General features: G+C 74.1%; 11 protein-coding genes and 1 pseudogene. 7 read left to right on the top strand and 5 right to left on the bottom strand.

Going from position 1 to position 13,833, the window contains the following annotated elements; translation table 11 throughout:
* Positions 1 to 48: 48 nt before the first annotated feature.
* Positions 49 to 546 carry a hypothetical protein gene (locus ACFW6P_RS26385; protein ID WP_386353323.1) on the bottom strand — a complete coding sequence of 166 codons (498 nt, stop codon included), beginning with the start codon at positions 544 to 546 and terminating at the stop codon, positions 49 to 51.
* Between the two features lie 794 nt (positions 547 to 1,340).
* The gene (locus ACFW6P_RS26390; RefSeq protein ID WP_386353325.1) at positions 1,341 to 1,820 is read right to left on the bottom strand and encodes a CGNR zinc finger domain-containing protein; all 480 of its coding nucleotides are present in this window, start codon (positions 1,818 to 1,820) and stop codon (positions 1,341 to 1,343) included.
* 104 nt (positions 1,821 to 1,924) lie between these two features.
* Here ACFW6P_RS26390 and ACFW6P_RS26395 point away from each other — a divergent pair, with 104 nt between their 5' ends.
* Positions 1,925 to 2,791 carry an alpha/beta fold hydrolase gene (locus ACFW6P_RS26395; protein WP_386353327.1) on the top strand — a complete coding sequence of 289 codons (867 nt, stop codon included), beginning with the start codon at positions 1,925 to 1,927 and terminating at the stop codon, positions 2,789 to 2,791.
* 369 nt (positions 2,792 to 3,160) lie between these two features.
* On the opposite strand, the gene ACFW6P_RS26400 is transcribed toward ACFW6P_RS26395, so the two are convergent.
* Complete coding sequence (locus ACFW6P_RS26400; protein WP_386425031.1) at positions 3,161 to 3,403, bottom strand: DUF397 domain-containing protein; 243 nt, start codon at positions 3,401 to 3,403, stop codon at positions 3,161 to 3,163.
* A 324-nt stretch (positions 3,404 to 3,727) separates the two neighbouring features.
* Here ACFW6P_RS26400 and ACFW6P_RS26405 point away from each other — a divergent pair, with 324 nt between their 5' ends.
* From ACFW6P_RS26405 to ACFW6P_RS26415, 3 genes and pseudogenes are all read left to right on the top strand, one after another.
* On the top strand, positions 3,728 to 5,623 hold the full coding sequence (locus ACFW6P_RS26405) for a sulfatase (protein ID WP_386425034.1): 1,896 nt from the start codon (positions 3,728 to 3,730) through the stop codon (positions 5,621 to 5,623).
* Positions 5,624 to 5,899: 276 nt separating this feature from the next.
* Positions 5,900 to 6,712, top strand: a pseudogene (locus ACFW6P_RS26410) (penicillin acylase family protein); the annotation flags it as partial.
* 151 nt (positions 6,713 to 6,863) lie between these two features.
* A complete protein-coding gene (locus tag ACFW6P_RS26415; protein WP_386353333.1) occupies positions 6,864 to 8,660 on the top strand; it encodes a serine hydrolase in 1,797 nt (598 codons plus the stop codon).
* A 133-nt stretch (positions 8,661 to 8,793) separates the two neighbouring features.
* On the opposite strand, the gene ACFW6P_RS26420 is transcribed toward ACFW6P_RS26415, so the two are convergent.
* Positions 8,794 to 10,371, bottom strand: coding sequence for a phytoene desaturase family protein (locus ACFW6P_RS26420; RefSeq protein WP_386353335.1), 1,578 nt, complete (start codon positions 10,369 to 10,371; stop codon positions 8,794 to 8,796).
* Between the two features lie 272 nt (positions 10,372 to 10,643).
* Between ACFW6P_RS26420 and ACFW6P_RS26425 the strand changes: the two genes are divergently transcribed.
* Both ACFW6P_RS26425 and ACFW6P_RS26430 read left to right on the top strand, forming a co-directional pair.
* Complete coding sequence (locus ACFW6P_RS26425; protein WP_386353337.1) at positions 10,644 to 11,243, top strand: hypothetical protein; 600 nt, start codon at positions 10,644 to 10,646, stop codon at positions 11,241 to 11,243.
* On the top strand, positions 11,240 to 12,832 hold the full coding sequence (locus ACFW6P_RS26430; RefSeq protein ID WP_386353339.1) for an FAD-dependent monooxygenase: 1,593 nt from the start codon (positions 11,240 to 11,242) through the stop codon (positions 12,830 to 12,832). Before ACFW6P_RS26425 ends, ACFW6P_RS26430 begins: the two co-directional genes overlap by 4 nt.
* Before the next feature lie 67 nt (positions 12,833 to 12,899).
* Here ACFW6P_RS26430 and ACFW6P_RS26435 read toward each other — a convergent pair whose 3' ends face one another.
* Complete coding sequence (locus tag ACFW6P_RS26435; protein WP_386353341.1) at positions 12,900 to 13,181, bottom strand: metal-sensitive transcriptional regulator; 282 nt, start codon at positions 13,179 to 13,181, stop codon at positions 12,900 to 12,902.
* 74 nt (positions 13,182 to 13,255) lie between these two features.
* Between ACFW6P_RS26435 and ACFW6P_RS26440 the strand changes: the two genes are divergently transcribed.
* The gene (locus tag ACFW6P_RS26440) at positions 13,256 to 13,819 is read left to right on the top strand and encodes a rhodanese-like domain-containing protein (RefSeq protein WP_386353343.1); all 564 of its coding nucleotides are present in this window, start codon (positions 13,256 to 13,258) and stop codon (positions 13,817 to 13,819) included.
* Positions 13,820 to 13,833: the final 14 nt, after the last annotated feature.

Raw genomic sequence — 13,833 nt, forward strand, 5'->3', positions numbered from 1 at the left:
GCTGTGCGCCGGGCGCACAGCGGCCCTCCCGTATGCCGGCCTGCCGGGTCAGTCCTGCTGGAAGAGCTCCGCTGGCAGGGGCTTGAGGAGGGTGTACAGGTCGTCCGTGATGGGGCGGTCCCAGGCGGCGATGGTCACCAGGACGTTGTCGCTGCGGTCGAACTGCACGCAGGAGATCCGGCTCTCGGAGAGCTTGACGCGGCGCACGATCAGCAGGTTGTCACCCTGCATCACCGGCACGTCCTCGGTGCCGACGACGGTGACCTCCTCGTCGTTCTCCAGCGCCAGCAGCAGCTGGGCCACCTCGAAGGGGGGCTCGCCCGCGGGGACCTCGCGGGCCGGGGAGCCCTCGGGCAGGTTCCCGATGATCATGGCGGGGCCGCGGCCGCCGAACAGGTCGTAGCGCAGGAAGACGCCCTGGCAGGTGCCGTCGGGTGCGGGGAGCAGGCCCGCGCCGAGGTTGCCGGGCCAGTCGCCCGGATCCATGGCCAGTACGTCGAAGTCGGGCCCGGCGGGGGTGGCACTGCGGCGGCGGAGGAACGACATGCCGCCATGGTACGTGCCCGGGCCTGCGAAGGGGCGGCCGGGCGGCGGCCCGATCGGCCCTGCGTCGCCGCCCGGTGGGGCCGGTGGTGGCGGACCACCCGGGCACGGTTGCCGCAGGACGGCCCGCACCACTCCTGGCGGGGGTGCACGGGGGTCCTCGGGGGTGCTCCTTGACGTGCCGTTAACGAGCGGCGGCGAATCAGGTGACAAGTAATCTGCCCGTAGCCTTCGGATCGGAGGACGTGCCCACCGCACGGTCTCGGGTTCGGCCCGCGGGCCCTGGAGCGGGCCGGCCTGGAGGGCGGCGAGATCGGCGTGCGCCGCCTCGACGGCCTCGGGATGCGCCCCGCGCTCGGCGTGCTCGGCCAGAGCCCACGGCAGCGGCCCGGCGAGCATCTCCAGGACCAGGCCGTGCGCGGTCAGATGGTCCGCAGGGGCGGTCGGCTCTGCCGCGTCCCGCCCCAGCCTCTTCCCCCGGCCGGAGTGGTAGGCGGAGGCGACCGCACCGGAGCACGCGCGGCACGGCGAGCCCGGCCGTGCGTCGCACTTCGGGCAGGGGCGGCGTTCGACGTCGTCCGCGTCCGATCGGCCGGACCCGGAGAGATCGTGAGGGTCCGTCATGCCCCTGGTCTTCGCACTGTGCAAGTCTCAGTAGGGGGTCGCTCCCGCTTGGGAGTGAGAACGGGCTCCGAGAACCGGTCCGAGATCACCAAGGTTCGGCGCCCCGTTCTCGATCTTGCTCGGGCAAAGGGTCGTTGGCGAGAACGCCAGCCGCGTACGGCGCGGGGGACGCGTCAGCGGGTGCGTTCGTAGTGGCGGCGCGCTTTTTCGCGGTTCCCGCAGACGGCCATCGAGCACCAGCGGGCACGGTTGGCGCGGCTGCGGTCGAGCAGGAACAACTGGCACTCTTCGTTGGCGCAGGGGCGTAGCCGGCCGGGCATGCGCATCTCGGTGGCGGCCCAGGCGAGAACCACCTCGACGGCCAGCCGGGCGTGCGGCGGAGTCTTGACCGTCCACTGAAGACCATCCGAAGTGATCTCCGGGATCTGGTGGACCCCTTCGAGTAGCGGGCTCAACATGGCAGGCGAGCGTTCTCCGCGCACTACGTCCCGCAGAATGTCCCGCGTCTCGCGCAGCAGCGCCAGTTCCGCGAGGCTGCCTTCGCCGCCGTGCTCCCGCGCCCAGCGTCCGCCCCCGGCCGGGTCGCCGAGCGCGTCCTGTTCCTCGCCGTTGACCAGTGGCCTGCTGTTGAGCAGGTCCAGCAGCGTGTCCATCGGGTGCCACTCCATTCTAACCTGATCGAGTTATTTGACAGGTTAGCTCACGCGTGCTTGCATCACGAGGAACTAACCAGATCAACAACTTTAAGAGGTTAGAAATGAGCTCGGTGCACCACCGGACCGCCACTGTCGACGGCCATGAGATCTTCTACCGTGAAGCCGGCCCCGCCGGCGCCCCCGCGATCGTGCTGCTGCACGGCTACCCGACCAGCTCGTTCATGTTCCGCGAGCTCATCCCGATGCTGGCCGACGACTACCACGTCATCGCGCCGGACCACCTCGGCTTCGGCCACTCCGATGCCCCCCTCGTGGGAGAGTTCACCTACACCTTCGACGCCCTCGCCGAACTCACCTCCGGACTGCTCGGCCGACTGGGCCTGGACCGCTACGCCCTCTACGTCCAGGACTACGGCGCCCCCGTCGGATGGCGCCTCGCCCTCCAGCACCCCGAACGGATCTCCGCCCTCGTCACCCAGAACGGCAACGGCTACGAGGACGGCTTCGTCGAGTCGTTCTGGACCGACGTCTGGGCCTACGGGGCGAACCCCGGCCCCGACACCGAACCCGCCGTCCGCGCCGCGCTGGGCGTCGACGCGATCCGCTGGCAGTACCTCCACGGCGTGCCGGACCCGAGCCTGGTCAGCCCGGACACCTGGGAGCACGACTTCGCCCTCGTCTCTCGCGAGGGCAACGACGAGGTCCAGCTGGCGCTGTTCCGCGACTACCAGAACAACCGCCCGCTCTACCCGCTGCTGCACGAATTCCTGCGCACCAGCGAGGTCCCGGTGCTCGCCGTGTGGGGCCGCAACGACGAAATCTTCGGCCCGGCCGGCGCGCAGGCCTTCGCCCGCGACGCCAAGGACGCGGAGGTGCACCTGATCAACGGCGGTCACTTCCTGCTGGAGAGCCACCTGGACGTCGTCGCGGGGTACCTGCGCGGCTTCCTCGGGCGGGTGCTGGGATAAGTAGGGCCGGGGGCTGGAAGCGGAGCCTTCGCAGGCCACCGCGCCAGTCCCGACTCTCTGAGCCGCACGCCGTACGCTGCCGGCGCTGGCAGGGGAGAGTGACGGCCCCCGCCCGGCGTCTGGCGGTCCGGCCGCGCTTGCACCAGGCCCGCCCGCCCCGCTGAAACGCTTCGCCGGTACCCGCGCCCGCCGTACGGCGGCGCAGCTACCGTCCAGCCCCGAATACCCCCAGATGGGCCGGCATGGCGCGGAGCCGGCACCGGGAGGCCGCCTCGGGTCGCGTGTCCGGAGAAGCGCGCGGGACACCGGATCGGCCGCCGGATCACGGCAGCCCGGGCGGTTCCCCGTCGCGCCCCCGAAGGACGGACCCTAGGTGAGGTCGAACTCTCCTTCTCGCGCTCCCGACACGAACGCGCCCCACTCCGCGGGCGTGAAGATCAGGGAGGGGCTCTCCGGGCAGCGGCTGTTCCGCATGGCGATGAAGCCTTCCACGAAGGCGATCTGCACATCGCCCAGGCCGCGGCCGCTGGACTGCCACTGCGCGTTGCTGAGGTCCAGATCAGGCTTGTCCCAGCCCATGAGCGGGCGCTGCTGGGTGGTGGTGTCGGCCACGTCCGTGCTCCTCCCGGTTCGTCCGTCCGCGGCCAGCCTAGCGATCGCGTCCCACGGCCGACAGGGCACGTGCGGGGGACCTTTCAGGAGGGCCTTGCGTCCGGAGGGCGGCGCACGTGAGGGAGCCGGGCCGCAGGGGACCGACGGTCGCCGGGCGGCAAGCGGTCCGCCGGTGGGCGCGGCGGGTCGCGTCCGCCTGTGAGGGGTGATCGCGCGGCCGGTCGATTGAACCCGGGGTGACGTACGGACGTACTGGTGGTGACAGGCCCGCTGCCGGGGCTCTGTCCGCCATGCCATCGCACGACCGCACGGAAGGACCACCGGGTGTCCCTCTTCACTCGCTCCCGCCAGCAGCCGGACATGACCGAGGGCGGGAGCGCACCGGACGACGGCACGACCGGTCGGGGCGGTGACGGCGACCGGCCCGAGCGGGACGCGGACGGCGACAAGGCCGGTGAGGCGGGTCCGGACGAGGAGGAGACCGCTGCCCCGCCCGGGACGGTCGCCGACTCGGCCCCGGGCCCGCGGTCGGACCCGGCGTCCGACGCGGAATCGGGCGTCGTCGCCAGGCCCGGCTGGTTCGGCCGGCGTCGCCGTCACCCCCGTATCGCACGCGGCGTGTCCGTCGGGACGACGGTGCTGGCCGGTGCGCTCGTGCTGTTCGCGCTGCTCGTGCCGAACCGGATCGAGCGGATCGAGTTCGCCTCGTTCGTGAGGATCCCGGCCGAGGGCGTGCTGCTCGCGGGGCTGCTGCTGGCGCTGCCGCCCAGGCCGCGGCGGATCGCGTCGGTCGCGACCGGCGTGTTCCTCGGGCTGGTCACGGTCCTGAAGTTCGTCGACATGGGCTTCTACCAGATCCTGGCGCGCCCCTTCGACCTGGTGCTGGACTGGATCCTGCTCGACGACGCGACGGACTTCCTGCGCGAGTCGTTCGGCCGCACCGGGCAGCTGCTGGCCGTGGCCGGGGTCATCGTCCTGTTCGTCGCGCTGCTCGTCCTCACCGCGCTCGCGGTGGTGCGGCTGACGCACCTGATGGACCGCCACCGGCCCGTCGCCGCCCGGACGACGCTGATCCTGGGCACCGCGTGGATCAGCTGTGTGACCCTGGGCGTGCAGATCGGCGGCGTGCCGGTGGCCACCAAGGGCAACGCCGAGTTCCTGGGCCACCGGGTGGAGCAGGTGCGGGCGGGGCTGAGGGACGCGCGGGTCTTCGACCAGCAGGCCTCCGTGGACGCCTTCGCCGACACACCGCCCGACCGGCTGCTCACGGAGCTGCGCGGCAAGGACGTCCTGTTCACGTTCATCGAGAGCTACGGCCGGGTCGCGATCGACGACCCGGCGATGGCCGCGCGGACCGACACCGTGCTCAAGGAGGGCACCGGCAGACTCAAGGCGGCCGGGTTCGAGTCGCGCAGCGGCTGGTTGCGGTCACCGGTGACGGGCGCGGGCAGCTGGCTCGCCCACTCGACGTTCCTGTCCGGGCTGTGGATCAAGAACCAGCAGCGGTACCGGAGCCTGACCACCAGCGACCGCATGACGCTCACCCGGTACTTCCGCAAGACGGGTGCCTGGCGGACCGTCGGCATCGTGCCGGGGGTGCGGCGCGCCTGGCCGGAGGGGAAGTTCTTCGGCCTGGACCACATCTACGACTCCGAGCACCTCGGGTACCACGGCCCGTACTTCAGCTGGACGCCCGTGCCCGACCAGTTCAGCTTGGAGGCCTTCGAGCGGCTGGAGCACGGCAGGAAGGACCGTGAGCCGATCATGGCGGAGATCATCCTGGCCTCCAGCCACAATCCCTGGTCCCCGATCGCTCACATGGTCGACTGGGACGACCTCGGTGACGGCTCGGTCTTCCACCGCATCAAGAAGGAGGGCACCGACCCCGCCGAGGTGTGGAAGGACCCGCAGAAGGTGCGGGCCGAGTACCGCAAGGCCATCGAGTACTCCATCCGCAGCCTCACCGAGTGGGTCGAGCGCTACGGCGACGAGAACACGGTGCTGGTCTTCCTCGGCGACCACCAGCCCGGGCCGACCGTCACCGCCGGGGACACCGGCAAGGACGTGCCGGTGACGATCGTCGCGCACGACGAGAAGGTCCTGGAGCGGGTCGCCGACTGGGACTGGACCGACGGCCTCAAACCGGCCGAGGACGCGCCCCGTTGGGGCATGGACACTTTCCGCGACCGCTTCATGACGGCGTACGGTCCGCGGGGCTGAGGAACGGCGGGAGCGGCGGTCCGCTCGGGCCGTGCCGGGCGAGCGGGCAGGCCGGCCGGCGAGCGGGCGCCGTCGCCGAGTTCACCGAGAAGGTGCGCACGCCGTCGCGCCCACCGCCGGCTCAACCATGGGACGGGTGCGTCCGGAGGGGTGGAACCGACGGCCGGGCGGGCTCTGCCGCGCCCGGCCGTCCCTGTCCTCGGCGAAGACGACGCCGGGAGGCACGATGCGCACCCGCTGGAGACGACTCGTTCTCGGTGCCACGGCCCTGTTCACCGCCGCGACCGCGTTACCCGCGGGGGGATCGAGGAGGTGGCGGCGGTGGCGGGCCGGGGCGGTCTGACCGTGCGCGACCTGCAGCGGCAGCAGTTCGCCGACCGGATGCCGGCGGGTGATCTCGCCGCCGGGGACGTGACGCGGGCGTGTGCCGCGCTGCCGGGCGGCAGGGCGACGGGCAGCGACGGCGAGTCCGACGACGTGTCGCGGGCGTGAGGGGTGCTGAAGCGGTGGGACCGCACCGTGGAGACCGGCAGCCGGGGGGCGCTGCTCTTCGACCGGTTCTGGCGGAAGCGGGAACCGTATGTGCCGCCGGAGCGGTTGTGGAAGGTGCCGTACTCGGCTGCCGACCCGGTCCGCACCCCGAACACGCTTGACACGGACGCTCCGGGCTTCGCCGCCGCCCTCGCCGACGCGGTGGCCGAACTGCGGGCCGCGGGCATCGCGCTGGACGCGCCGCTCGGGGCGCACCAGTTCGTCGTCCGCGACCGCGCGCGGCTGCCGATGCCGGGCGGCGCGGGCAGGCTCGGCGTATGGAACGTGCTGGAGCCGGTGTGGGATCCGGCAGGCGGGGGCTACACGGAGGTGCCGTCCGGGACGAGCCATCTCCAGGCGGTGGGCTGGGACGGCAGTCCCTGCCCGGTGGCGCGGACACTGCTGACGTACTCCCAGTCGTCGAATCCCGACTCGCCGCACCACGCCGACCAGACGCGGCTGTTCTCCGGTGAGAAGTGGGTGGCGTCGCCCTTCTGCGAGCGGGACATCCTGGCCTCGCCGCACCTGGAGGTCGTGCGGGTGCGCGAGCGGGGCTGACCGCGCGGGACGGGGTGCCGCCGCCGCCGCGGCGCCCCGGGGGACCACGGCCCCGGATCGCCGCCGCGCCGGGCCGCCGTCCGGTTCACGGCGGTGTTCGACGGACATACTTCCGGGGACGTGCGTGGCGGTCGGGACGAAGGGGTGTGCGGTGACCGGCAGACCGGTGAACGGAGAGCTGACCCGACGTCAACTGGGCCTGGCGGGGACGGCGCTGGGCGGTGCGCTCGCCCTCGCCCCGCTGACCGTGCTGGGCGGGGGACCCGCCGGCGCCGCCCAGGCGGCCGGCCGTCCGGGCCACCGCCCCACACTGCGGCACGGGTCCGCCGCACGAGCGGGACTGCTCGACACCCATCTGCGCCGCCTGGTCACCGACGCCGAGACCTTCCTCGGGCCGTCCCCCGAGCACCCGTGGTACGCGGGCGCCGTCCTGCTGGCCGGGCGGGGCGGCACCGTCGCGCTGCACCGGCCCCTCGGCACGGCCGTGCGCTACCGGGCCTACGACGAGAAGACCGACACCGGTGTGGAGTTCCCGCCCGAGGAGCAGATCCCGATGGCCGAGGACACCGTCTTCGACCTGGCCTCGGTGTCCAAGCTGTTCACCTCGCTCCTCGCCGTGCAGCAGGTGGAGCGGGGGCGGCTGGGCCTGGAGGCGAAGGTCGCCTCCTGCCTGCCCGAGTTCGGCCGGGCCGGCAAACAGGACGTGACGATCCGTCAGCTCCTGACGCACACCTCGGGTTTCCGCCCGTGGATCCCGCTGTACAGCGCGCCGACGCACGAGGGCAAGCTGCGGCTCGTCTGGGACGAGAAGCCGGTCAGCGCCCCGGGCAGCGCGTATCTGTACTCGGATCTGAACCTGATCTCGCTGCAGCTGGTGCTGGAACGGATCACCGGCCGCGCCCTGGACGTCCTGCTGCGCGAGGAGATCACCGCGCCGCTCGGTCTGCGCAGCACCCGCTACAACCCGCCCGCCTCCTGGCGCCCGAGGATCGCCGCGACGGAGGACGCGCGCCCGCCGTGGTCCGGGCTGGACCGGGGGCTGGTGTGGGGCGAGGTGCACGACGAGAACGCCTTCGCCCTGGGCGGGGTCGCCGGCCACGCGGGCGTGTTCTCCGACGCGTGGGACCTGGCTGTCCTCGGCCGTACGCTGCTCAACGGCGGTGCCTACGGCAGGGTCCGCATCCTGCGGCCGGAGTCGGTGGAGCTGATGTTCACCGACTTCAACACGGCGTTCCCGGGGGACGAGCACGGCCTCGGCTTCGAGCTGTACCAGCACTGGTACATGGGCGCGATGGCCACGCCGCGCACGGCCGGGCACACCGGGTTCACCGGCACCTCGCTGGTGCTGGACCCGACCACCGACTCGTTCCTCGTCGTGCTGGGCAACTCGGTGCACCCGGTGCGTTCCTGGCGTTCGGGGTCCGCGCCCCGGGTGGCCGCGGCGACCCACCTGGCGCGGGCGGTGCCCGTCCGGCCGGTGCGGGGCCACGCGGCCTGGTTCTCCGGGACGGCCGCGTCCGCGACGGCCACGCTCACCCTGCCCGCGCTCGACACCTCCGCCGGTGGGGCGCGGCTGCACTGCGCGCTGTGGTGGGACACCGAACCGAAGGCCGACGTCCTCACGCTGGAGTCCTCGCGCGACGGCGGTACGACGTGGCGGCCGGTTCCGTTCACGACCTCACGCCCGGGCGCTGACCCGCTGGAGCATCCGTCGGGGTCGGTCACCGGCTGGTCCGGCCGTGTCTGGCACCGGCTCACCGCCGGCGTCCCCGCGGCACGCGGGCTCACCCTGCGCTGGCGGTACGCGACGGACCAGCGGTACTCGGGGCGCGGCTGCTACGTCGACGCCCTGCGCGTGGCGGCGGCCGACGGCGTCCTGTTCGACGAGGCGCGCCCGGCGGACGGGTCGCGCGTCGAGGCGGTGGGGTGGGCGCCGTCGGCCGACTGAGGCGGTCACCTCACCGGGGGAAGACGGCCTCATGCATGTCGTCGGGTCCGTCGAAGCGGGCCTCCGTCAGGCCGTCGAGGGTGCTGACGACCTTGTCGCGTGCGCTCGCGGTGCCCCCGGACCGGCGTGCGATTCAGCCGGATCCGCTGTCCAGGACCGCCATCGCCGCGTTGTGCCCGGGCACCCCGCTGACCCCTCCCCCGCGCACCGCGCCGGCCCCGCACAGCAGCACGTTGGCGTGCCGGGTCTCCACGCCCCAGCGGCCTGTGCCGTCCTGGGCGTAGGGCCAGCTCAGCGGGCGGTGGAAGATGTTGCCGCCGGGCAGGCCGAGATCCCGCTCCAGGTCGAGCGGGGTCCTGGCCTCGATGCAGGGCCGCCCGTCCGCGTCGGTGGCCAGGCAGTCGGCGAGGGGTTCGGCCAGGTGGGCGTCGAGCTGGGCGAGCGTGGCCGTCAGGAGGTCCTCCCGTACGGCGTCGTTGTCCCGTTCGAAGAGCCGGGCCGGGGTGTGCAGGCCGAACAGGGTGAGGGTCTGGTAGCCCTGCTCGGCCAGGCCGGGCCCGAGGATCGTCGGGTCGGTGAGCGAGTGGCAGTAGATCTCGGAGGGCGGCGCGGCGGGCGGCTCGCCGGCCGCGGCCTGGGCGTAGGCGGTGGCCAGCTGCTCGTAGCCCTCGGCGATGTGGAAGGTGCCGGCGAACGCCTCGCGCGGGTCGACGGTGCTGTCACGCAGCCGCGGCAGCCGCTTCAGCAGCATGTTGACCTTCAGCTGGGCGCCTTCGGCGGGAGCGGGGGGCGTGTGGCCGGTGAGGTCGGCGAGGGCCTGCGGGGAGGCGTTGACCAGGACGTGCCGGGCGGCGACCGTGCCCTCGCCGTCGGCCGTGCGGTAGGTGACCTCGGCCGTCCGGCCGTCCGTGGCGATGCGCAGCGCCTCGTGGCCGGTGGCGAGGACCGCTCCGGCCGCGCGGGCCGCGTCGGCGAGGGCGTCGGTGAGGGCGCCCATGCCGCCGACGGGCACGTCCCAGTCGCCCGTGCCGCCGCCGATCACGTGGTAGAGGAAGCAGCGGTTCTGCCGCAGCGAGGGGTCGTGGGCGTCGGCGAAGGTGCCGATGAGCGCGTCGGTGAGCACCACGCCGCGCACCAGGTCGTCCGTGAAGTACTCCTCGACGGCGACGCCGATCGGCTCCTCGAACAGCGTGCGCCAGGCGTCCTCGTCGTCGAGGCGGGCGCGCAGCTCCTCGCGGGTGGGCAGCTGCTCGGTGAGGGTCGGGAAGATCCGCCGGGCGGCGCGGCCGGTCATGCCGTAGAACTCCTGCCAGGCACGGTACTCGCGGTCGGAGCCGGTGAGCCGCGCGAAGGCCTCCCTGGTCCGCCGTTCGCCGCCGCCCACCAGGAGCCCGGTGGGGCGGCCGTCGCGTGCGGCGGGGGTGTAGGAGGAGACCGTGCGGGTGCGCACCCGGAAGTCCAGGCCGAGGTCCCGGACGATCTTCTTCGGGAGCAGGCTGACCAGGTACGAGTAGCGGGACAGGCGGGCGTCGACCCCGGTGAACGGCCGCGTGGACACCGCCGCCCCGCCGGTGTGGCCGAGCCGCTCCAGCACCAGCACGGAGCGGCCGGCCCGGGCCAGGTAGGCGGCCGCGACCAGGCCGTTGTGGCCGCCGCCGACGATGACGGCGTCGTACGTCCGGTGTGCGCGGGATCCCAGGGGTGCGGTCATGGTTCTTCGTAACACGGGGTGATCCGCGGCGGCCAGAGCGCACTCGGGAGCGGTGGCCGTGGATCAGCCCGGTCTCCCCCAGGTCGCGCGGCGCTCGCCCCGCGTTCGCACAGCCAGGACGGCCGGTCGACACCCGCTGGCCGGGGGCGGGCGCGGTCGATGTGCGGGCTCGCCGCGGTGGTCATACGTTGGTGAAGCCGGTACCGCTCCCTGGCCGTGGCCCGGATCCGCGTCCCGGGACCGGCGCGGCTCACCCGGGAAGGGAGAGCGTGATGAGCGCACAGCAGCCGCTCGCCCCCGTGGCGGCGTGGCGGTCCGTCGCGGCGTGTTTCCTGGCCTCCGGTCCGCTGCTGGCCGGGCACCGGCTCCGTCTCCCGACGGAGCACGTGGGCAGGCGGGTCCTTTTCGCCGACGGCACCTCGGCCCGCGTCTACCGCGAGACCCGCCTCGGCAGCGGGCTGGCGAAGGACCCGTGCACGCTGGTGGTCGTCTTCCGGCTGCGCCGGGTCCGCGGCGCGGGGCACGCGGTCTTCCGGGCGGAGAGCCTGCTCAACACGCCGCTGTTCGCCGGCTTCCCCGGTTTCGCCTCGAAGCTGTGGCTGGCCCACGACCAGCGCGGACGCTACCGCGGCCTGTACGAGTGGGACGGCGCGGGGCGCGCGGAGCACTACGCGCGTTCCCTGTGGCGGGTGCTGGCCCTGGTGAGTGAGCCCGGCTCGATCGGCTACACCGTGCTGCCGGGGGTGCGCCGCGACGAGGTCCTCGCCGGGAGGCGCCCGGCCGGGGGGCTGACGCCGGGCGGCGCTGGGGCGGTGGCGGGGGACCAGGCGACGTCGGCGTGGTGGCGTGTGACGGCGGGGGCGCGACGATGACGGTGGACGTCCTGGTCGTCGGGGCCGGTCCGACCGGGCTGACGCTGGCTCTGACGGCCCACGACCACGGGGCGCGCGTCCGGCTCGTGGAGCGGCGGCCCGAGTTCTTCCGGCCGTCGCGGGCCCTCATCCTGCATCCCCGCACCCTGGAGGTCCTGCGCCCCCTCGGGGTCGCCGACGCCGTGCTGGAACGGGCGGACACCGCCCCGGCGGCCGTGCTGCGCCTGGGCCACCGCGTCGTCGAGGCGGGGCCGGCCGGTTTCGAACTGCCCGGGACGGCGTTCCCGTACCTGGCCCTCGTACGGCAGACGGACGTCGAGAGGGCGCTGACGCGGGCGCTGACCGACCGGGGGGTGCGGGTGGAGCGGGGGACCGAGCTGGTCATGGCGGGCGACGACGGGGACGAGGCGTCGGCCGTGCTGCGCACGCCGCACGGCACGGAGGAGATCGGCTGCCGCTTCGTCGCCGGCTGCGACGGACCGGGCAGTACCGTGCGCGCCTGCGCGGGCCTCGGCTGGCAGGGCAGGCCGTACGCCGTGGAGGTGGTCCTCGCCGACCTCGACCTGGCGGCCGCCGCCGACGGTCCCGGCTCCTCGGGTGCCCAGGTGTTCGCGGGCCGCGACGGGCTGGTGTTCCTCTTCCCGCTCGGTGAGCAGGCGGACTGGCGGCTGCTGGCCACCCGGGCGGCCCCTCCGGCAGGCGCCCGGAACTTCGGGCAGCCGGGCCCGGCCGTGCCGCGGGCGGAGCTGCAGCGGCTCCTGAGGGACGTGGGGACGGAGGCGGCCGTCGAGCGCGTGGCGTGGTCCGCGCGGGTGCCGCTGCGGTGCGGCCTCGCCCGGCGGTTCCGGCAGGGGCGGCTCTTCCTCGCCGGGGACGCGGCGCACAACTACTCGCCGGCCACCGGCCAGGGCATGAACGCCGGCATCCAGGACGCCGTGAACCTCGGCTGGAAACTGGGCTTCGCCGCCGGGCGCGCCGGGGACGGGGCCGGTGGCGGGCCGCGGGACGCGGTGCTGCTGGACTCCTACGACGCGGAGCGCAGGCCGGCCGCCCAGCGCCGGCTCGCCCTCACGCACACGGCGTTCTGGGCGGAGGCGTCGACCGGGCGGATCCCGTCCTGGCTGCGCGGGGTGGCCGCGCCGTACGCGGCGCCGGTGGTGCCCGCCCTGCTGGGCCGGAGCCGGCTGGTCGCCGAGGGCGTGCGCATCCTGTCGCAGCTGCGGGTGACCTACCGGCACAGCCCGCTGTCGGTGCAGGGCACGCCCCGTCTGCGGGGCGCTCCCCGCCCGGGCGACCGGGTGCCGGACGCGACGGTCGTCACGGCAGGGGCGGCGCGGCGGCTCCACCGGCTGCTGGCCGAGCCCGGCGTGCACCTGCTGCTGCAGCGCGACGCGGAGCACCCGCTGCCGCAGGCGCTGCCCGGGGCCATGGTCGGCGTCCTGCGCCTGGCGAACAGCCCGGGCCGCGGTCTGGTCGCGGTCCGGCCGGACGGCCACGTCGGCTACCAGTGCGGCACGATCGATCCGGCGGGTCTGGCCGCCTGGCTGACGCTGGCCGGCGTGCCGGTGTCCCTGCCCGCCCTCGTGTGAGCGCGGGCGCCGGACGCGCGCCCCCGGCGGAGAGCGTGGCTGCGCGCCCGCCGGCCGCACGACGGCGTCAGGCCAGCGACAGGAACAGCCGTTCCAGGCGGGCCCGCATCCGCTCCCGGTCCTCGGGGGCGGTGAGGTCGCCGTCGCTCAGGCACCTCTCCAGGCCCGTGGCGATGATCGCGAAGCCCGCCCTGTCCAGCGCCCGGGACGCGGCGGCGAGCTGGGTGACCACGTCCTCGCAGTCCCGGCCCTCCTCGATCACCCTGATCACACCGGCGATCTGGCCCTGCGCCCGGCGCAGCCGGTTGACCACCGCCCTCAGTTCCCCGGCCGCCATCGCCAGTTCCACGCCCCGCACCCCTTCACCGATACCCCGGCGGGTATCCTACCGAGGGTGACGCACCGGAAGCGAAGGAAGTGTCCATGTCCCACACCGCACTCACCGCCGATCAGGCCAGGGCGCGTCTGCACGAGCTGACCGTCATCGACGTACGCACCCCCGGTGAGTACGCGAGCGGCCACCTGCCCGACGCCCACAACATCCCCCTCGACCACCTGGACGTCGCCCTGCCCACGCTCAGGGAGGCCGCCGAGCGCGGTGATCTGCTGGTCGTCTGCGCCTCCGGTACGCGTTCCGCCGAGGCCTGCCGGCGCCTGGCCGCGGAAGGCGTCGAGGCCGCCACCCTCACCGGCGGCACCAGCACCTGGACGCAACTCGGCCACGACGTCCACCGCCCCGCCGGCACCCGCGCGCCCTGGGCGATGGAACGCCAGGTGCGCCTGGCCGCCGGGTCCCTCGTGCTCACGGGCCTGCTCGCCGGGCGGCGCCTGCCCAAGGCGCGGCTGCTCTCCGCGGGCATCGCCGGCGGCCTGGTGTTCTCGGCCCTCACCGACACCTGCGGCATGGCCCGAATGCTCGCCAAGCTGCCGCACAACCGGCCCAGGGCAGCCGACCTGGACGCCACGCTCGCCGCGCTGCGGGGCTGACGTCCGTACCGTCC

Source organism: Streptomyces sp. NPDC058741, from assembly GCF_042746715.1.
In the GTDB taxonomy this organism is placed as follows: domain Bacteria; phylum Actinomycetota; class Actinomycetes; order Streptomycetales; family Streptomycetaceae; genus Streptomyces.

Excerpts from the sequence above, each read along its gene's own strand:
- ACFW6P_RS26385 (WP_386353323.1), bottom strand. The coding sequence starts at position 546 with ATGTCGTTCCTCCGCCGCCGCAGTGCCACCCCCGCCGGGCCCGACTTC.
- ACFW6P_RS26390 (WP_386353325.1), bottom strand. The coding sequence starts at position 1,820 with ATGGACACGCTGCTGGACCTGCTCAACAGCAGGCCACTGGTCAACGGC.
- ACFW6P_RS26395 (WP_386353327.1), top strand. The coding sequence starts at position 1,925 with ATGAGCTCGGTGCACCACCGGACCGCCACTGTCGACGGCCATGAGATC.
- ACFW6P_RS26420 (WP_386353335.1), bottom strand. The coding sequence starts at position 10,371 with ATGACCGCACCCCTGGGATCCCGCGCACACCGGACGTACGACGCCGTC.
- ACFW6P_RS26425 (WP_386353337.1), top strand. The coding sequence starts at position 10,644 with ATGAGCGCACAGCAGCCGCTCGCCCCCGTGGCGGCGTGGCGGTCCGTC.
- ACFW6P_RS26430 (WP_386353339.1), top strand. The coding sequence starts at position 11,240 with ATGACGGTGGACGTCCTGGTCGTCGGGGCCGGTCCGACCGGGCTGACG.
- ACFW6P_RS26440 (WP_386353343.1), top strand. The coding sequence starts at position 13,256 with ATGTCCCACACCGCACTCACCGCCGATCAGGCCAGGGCGCGTCTGCAC.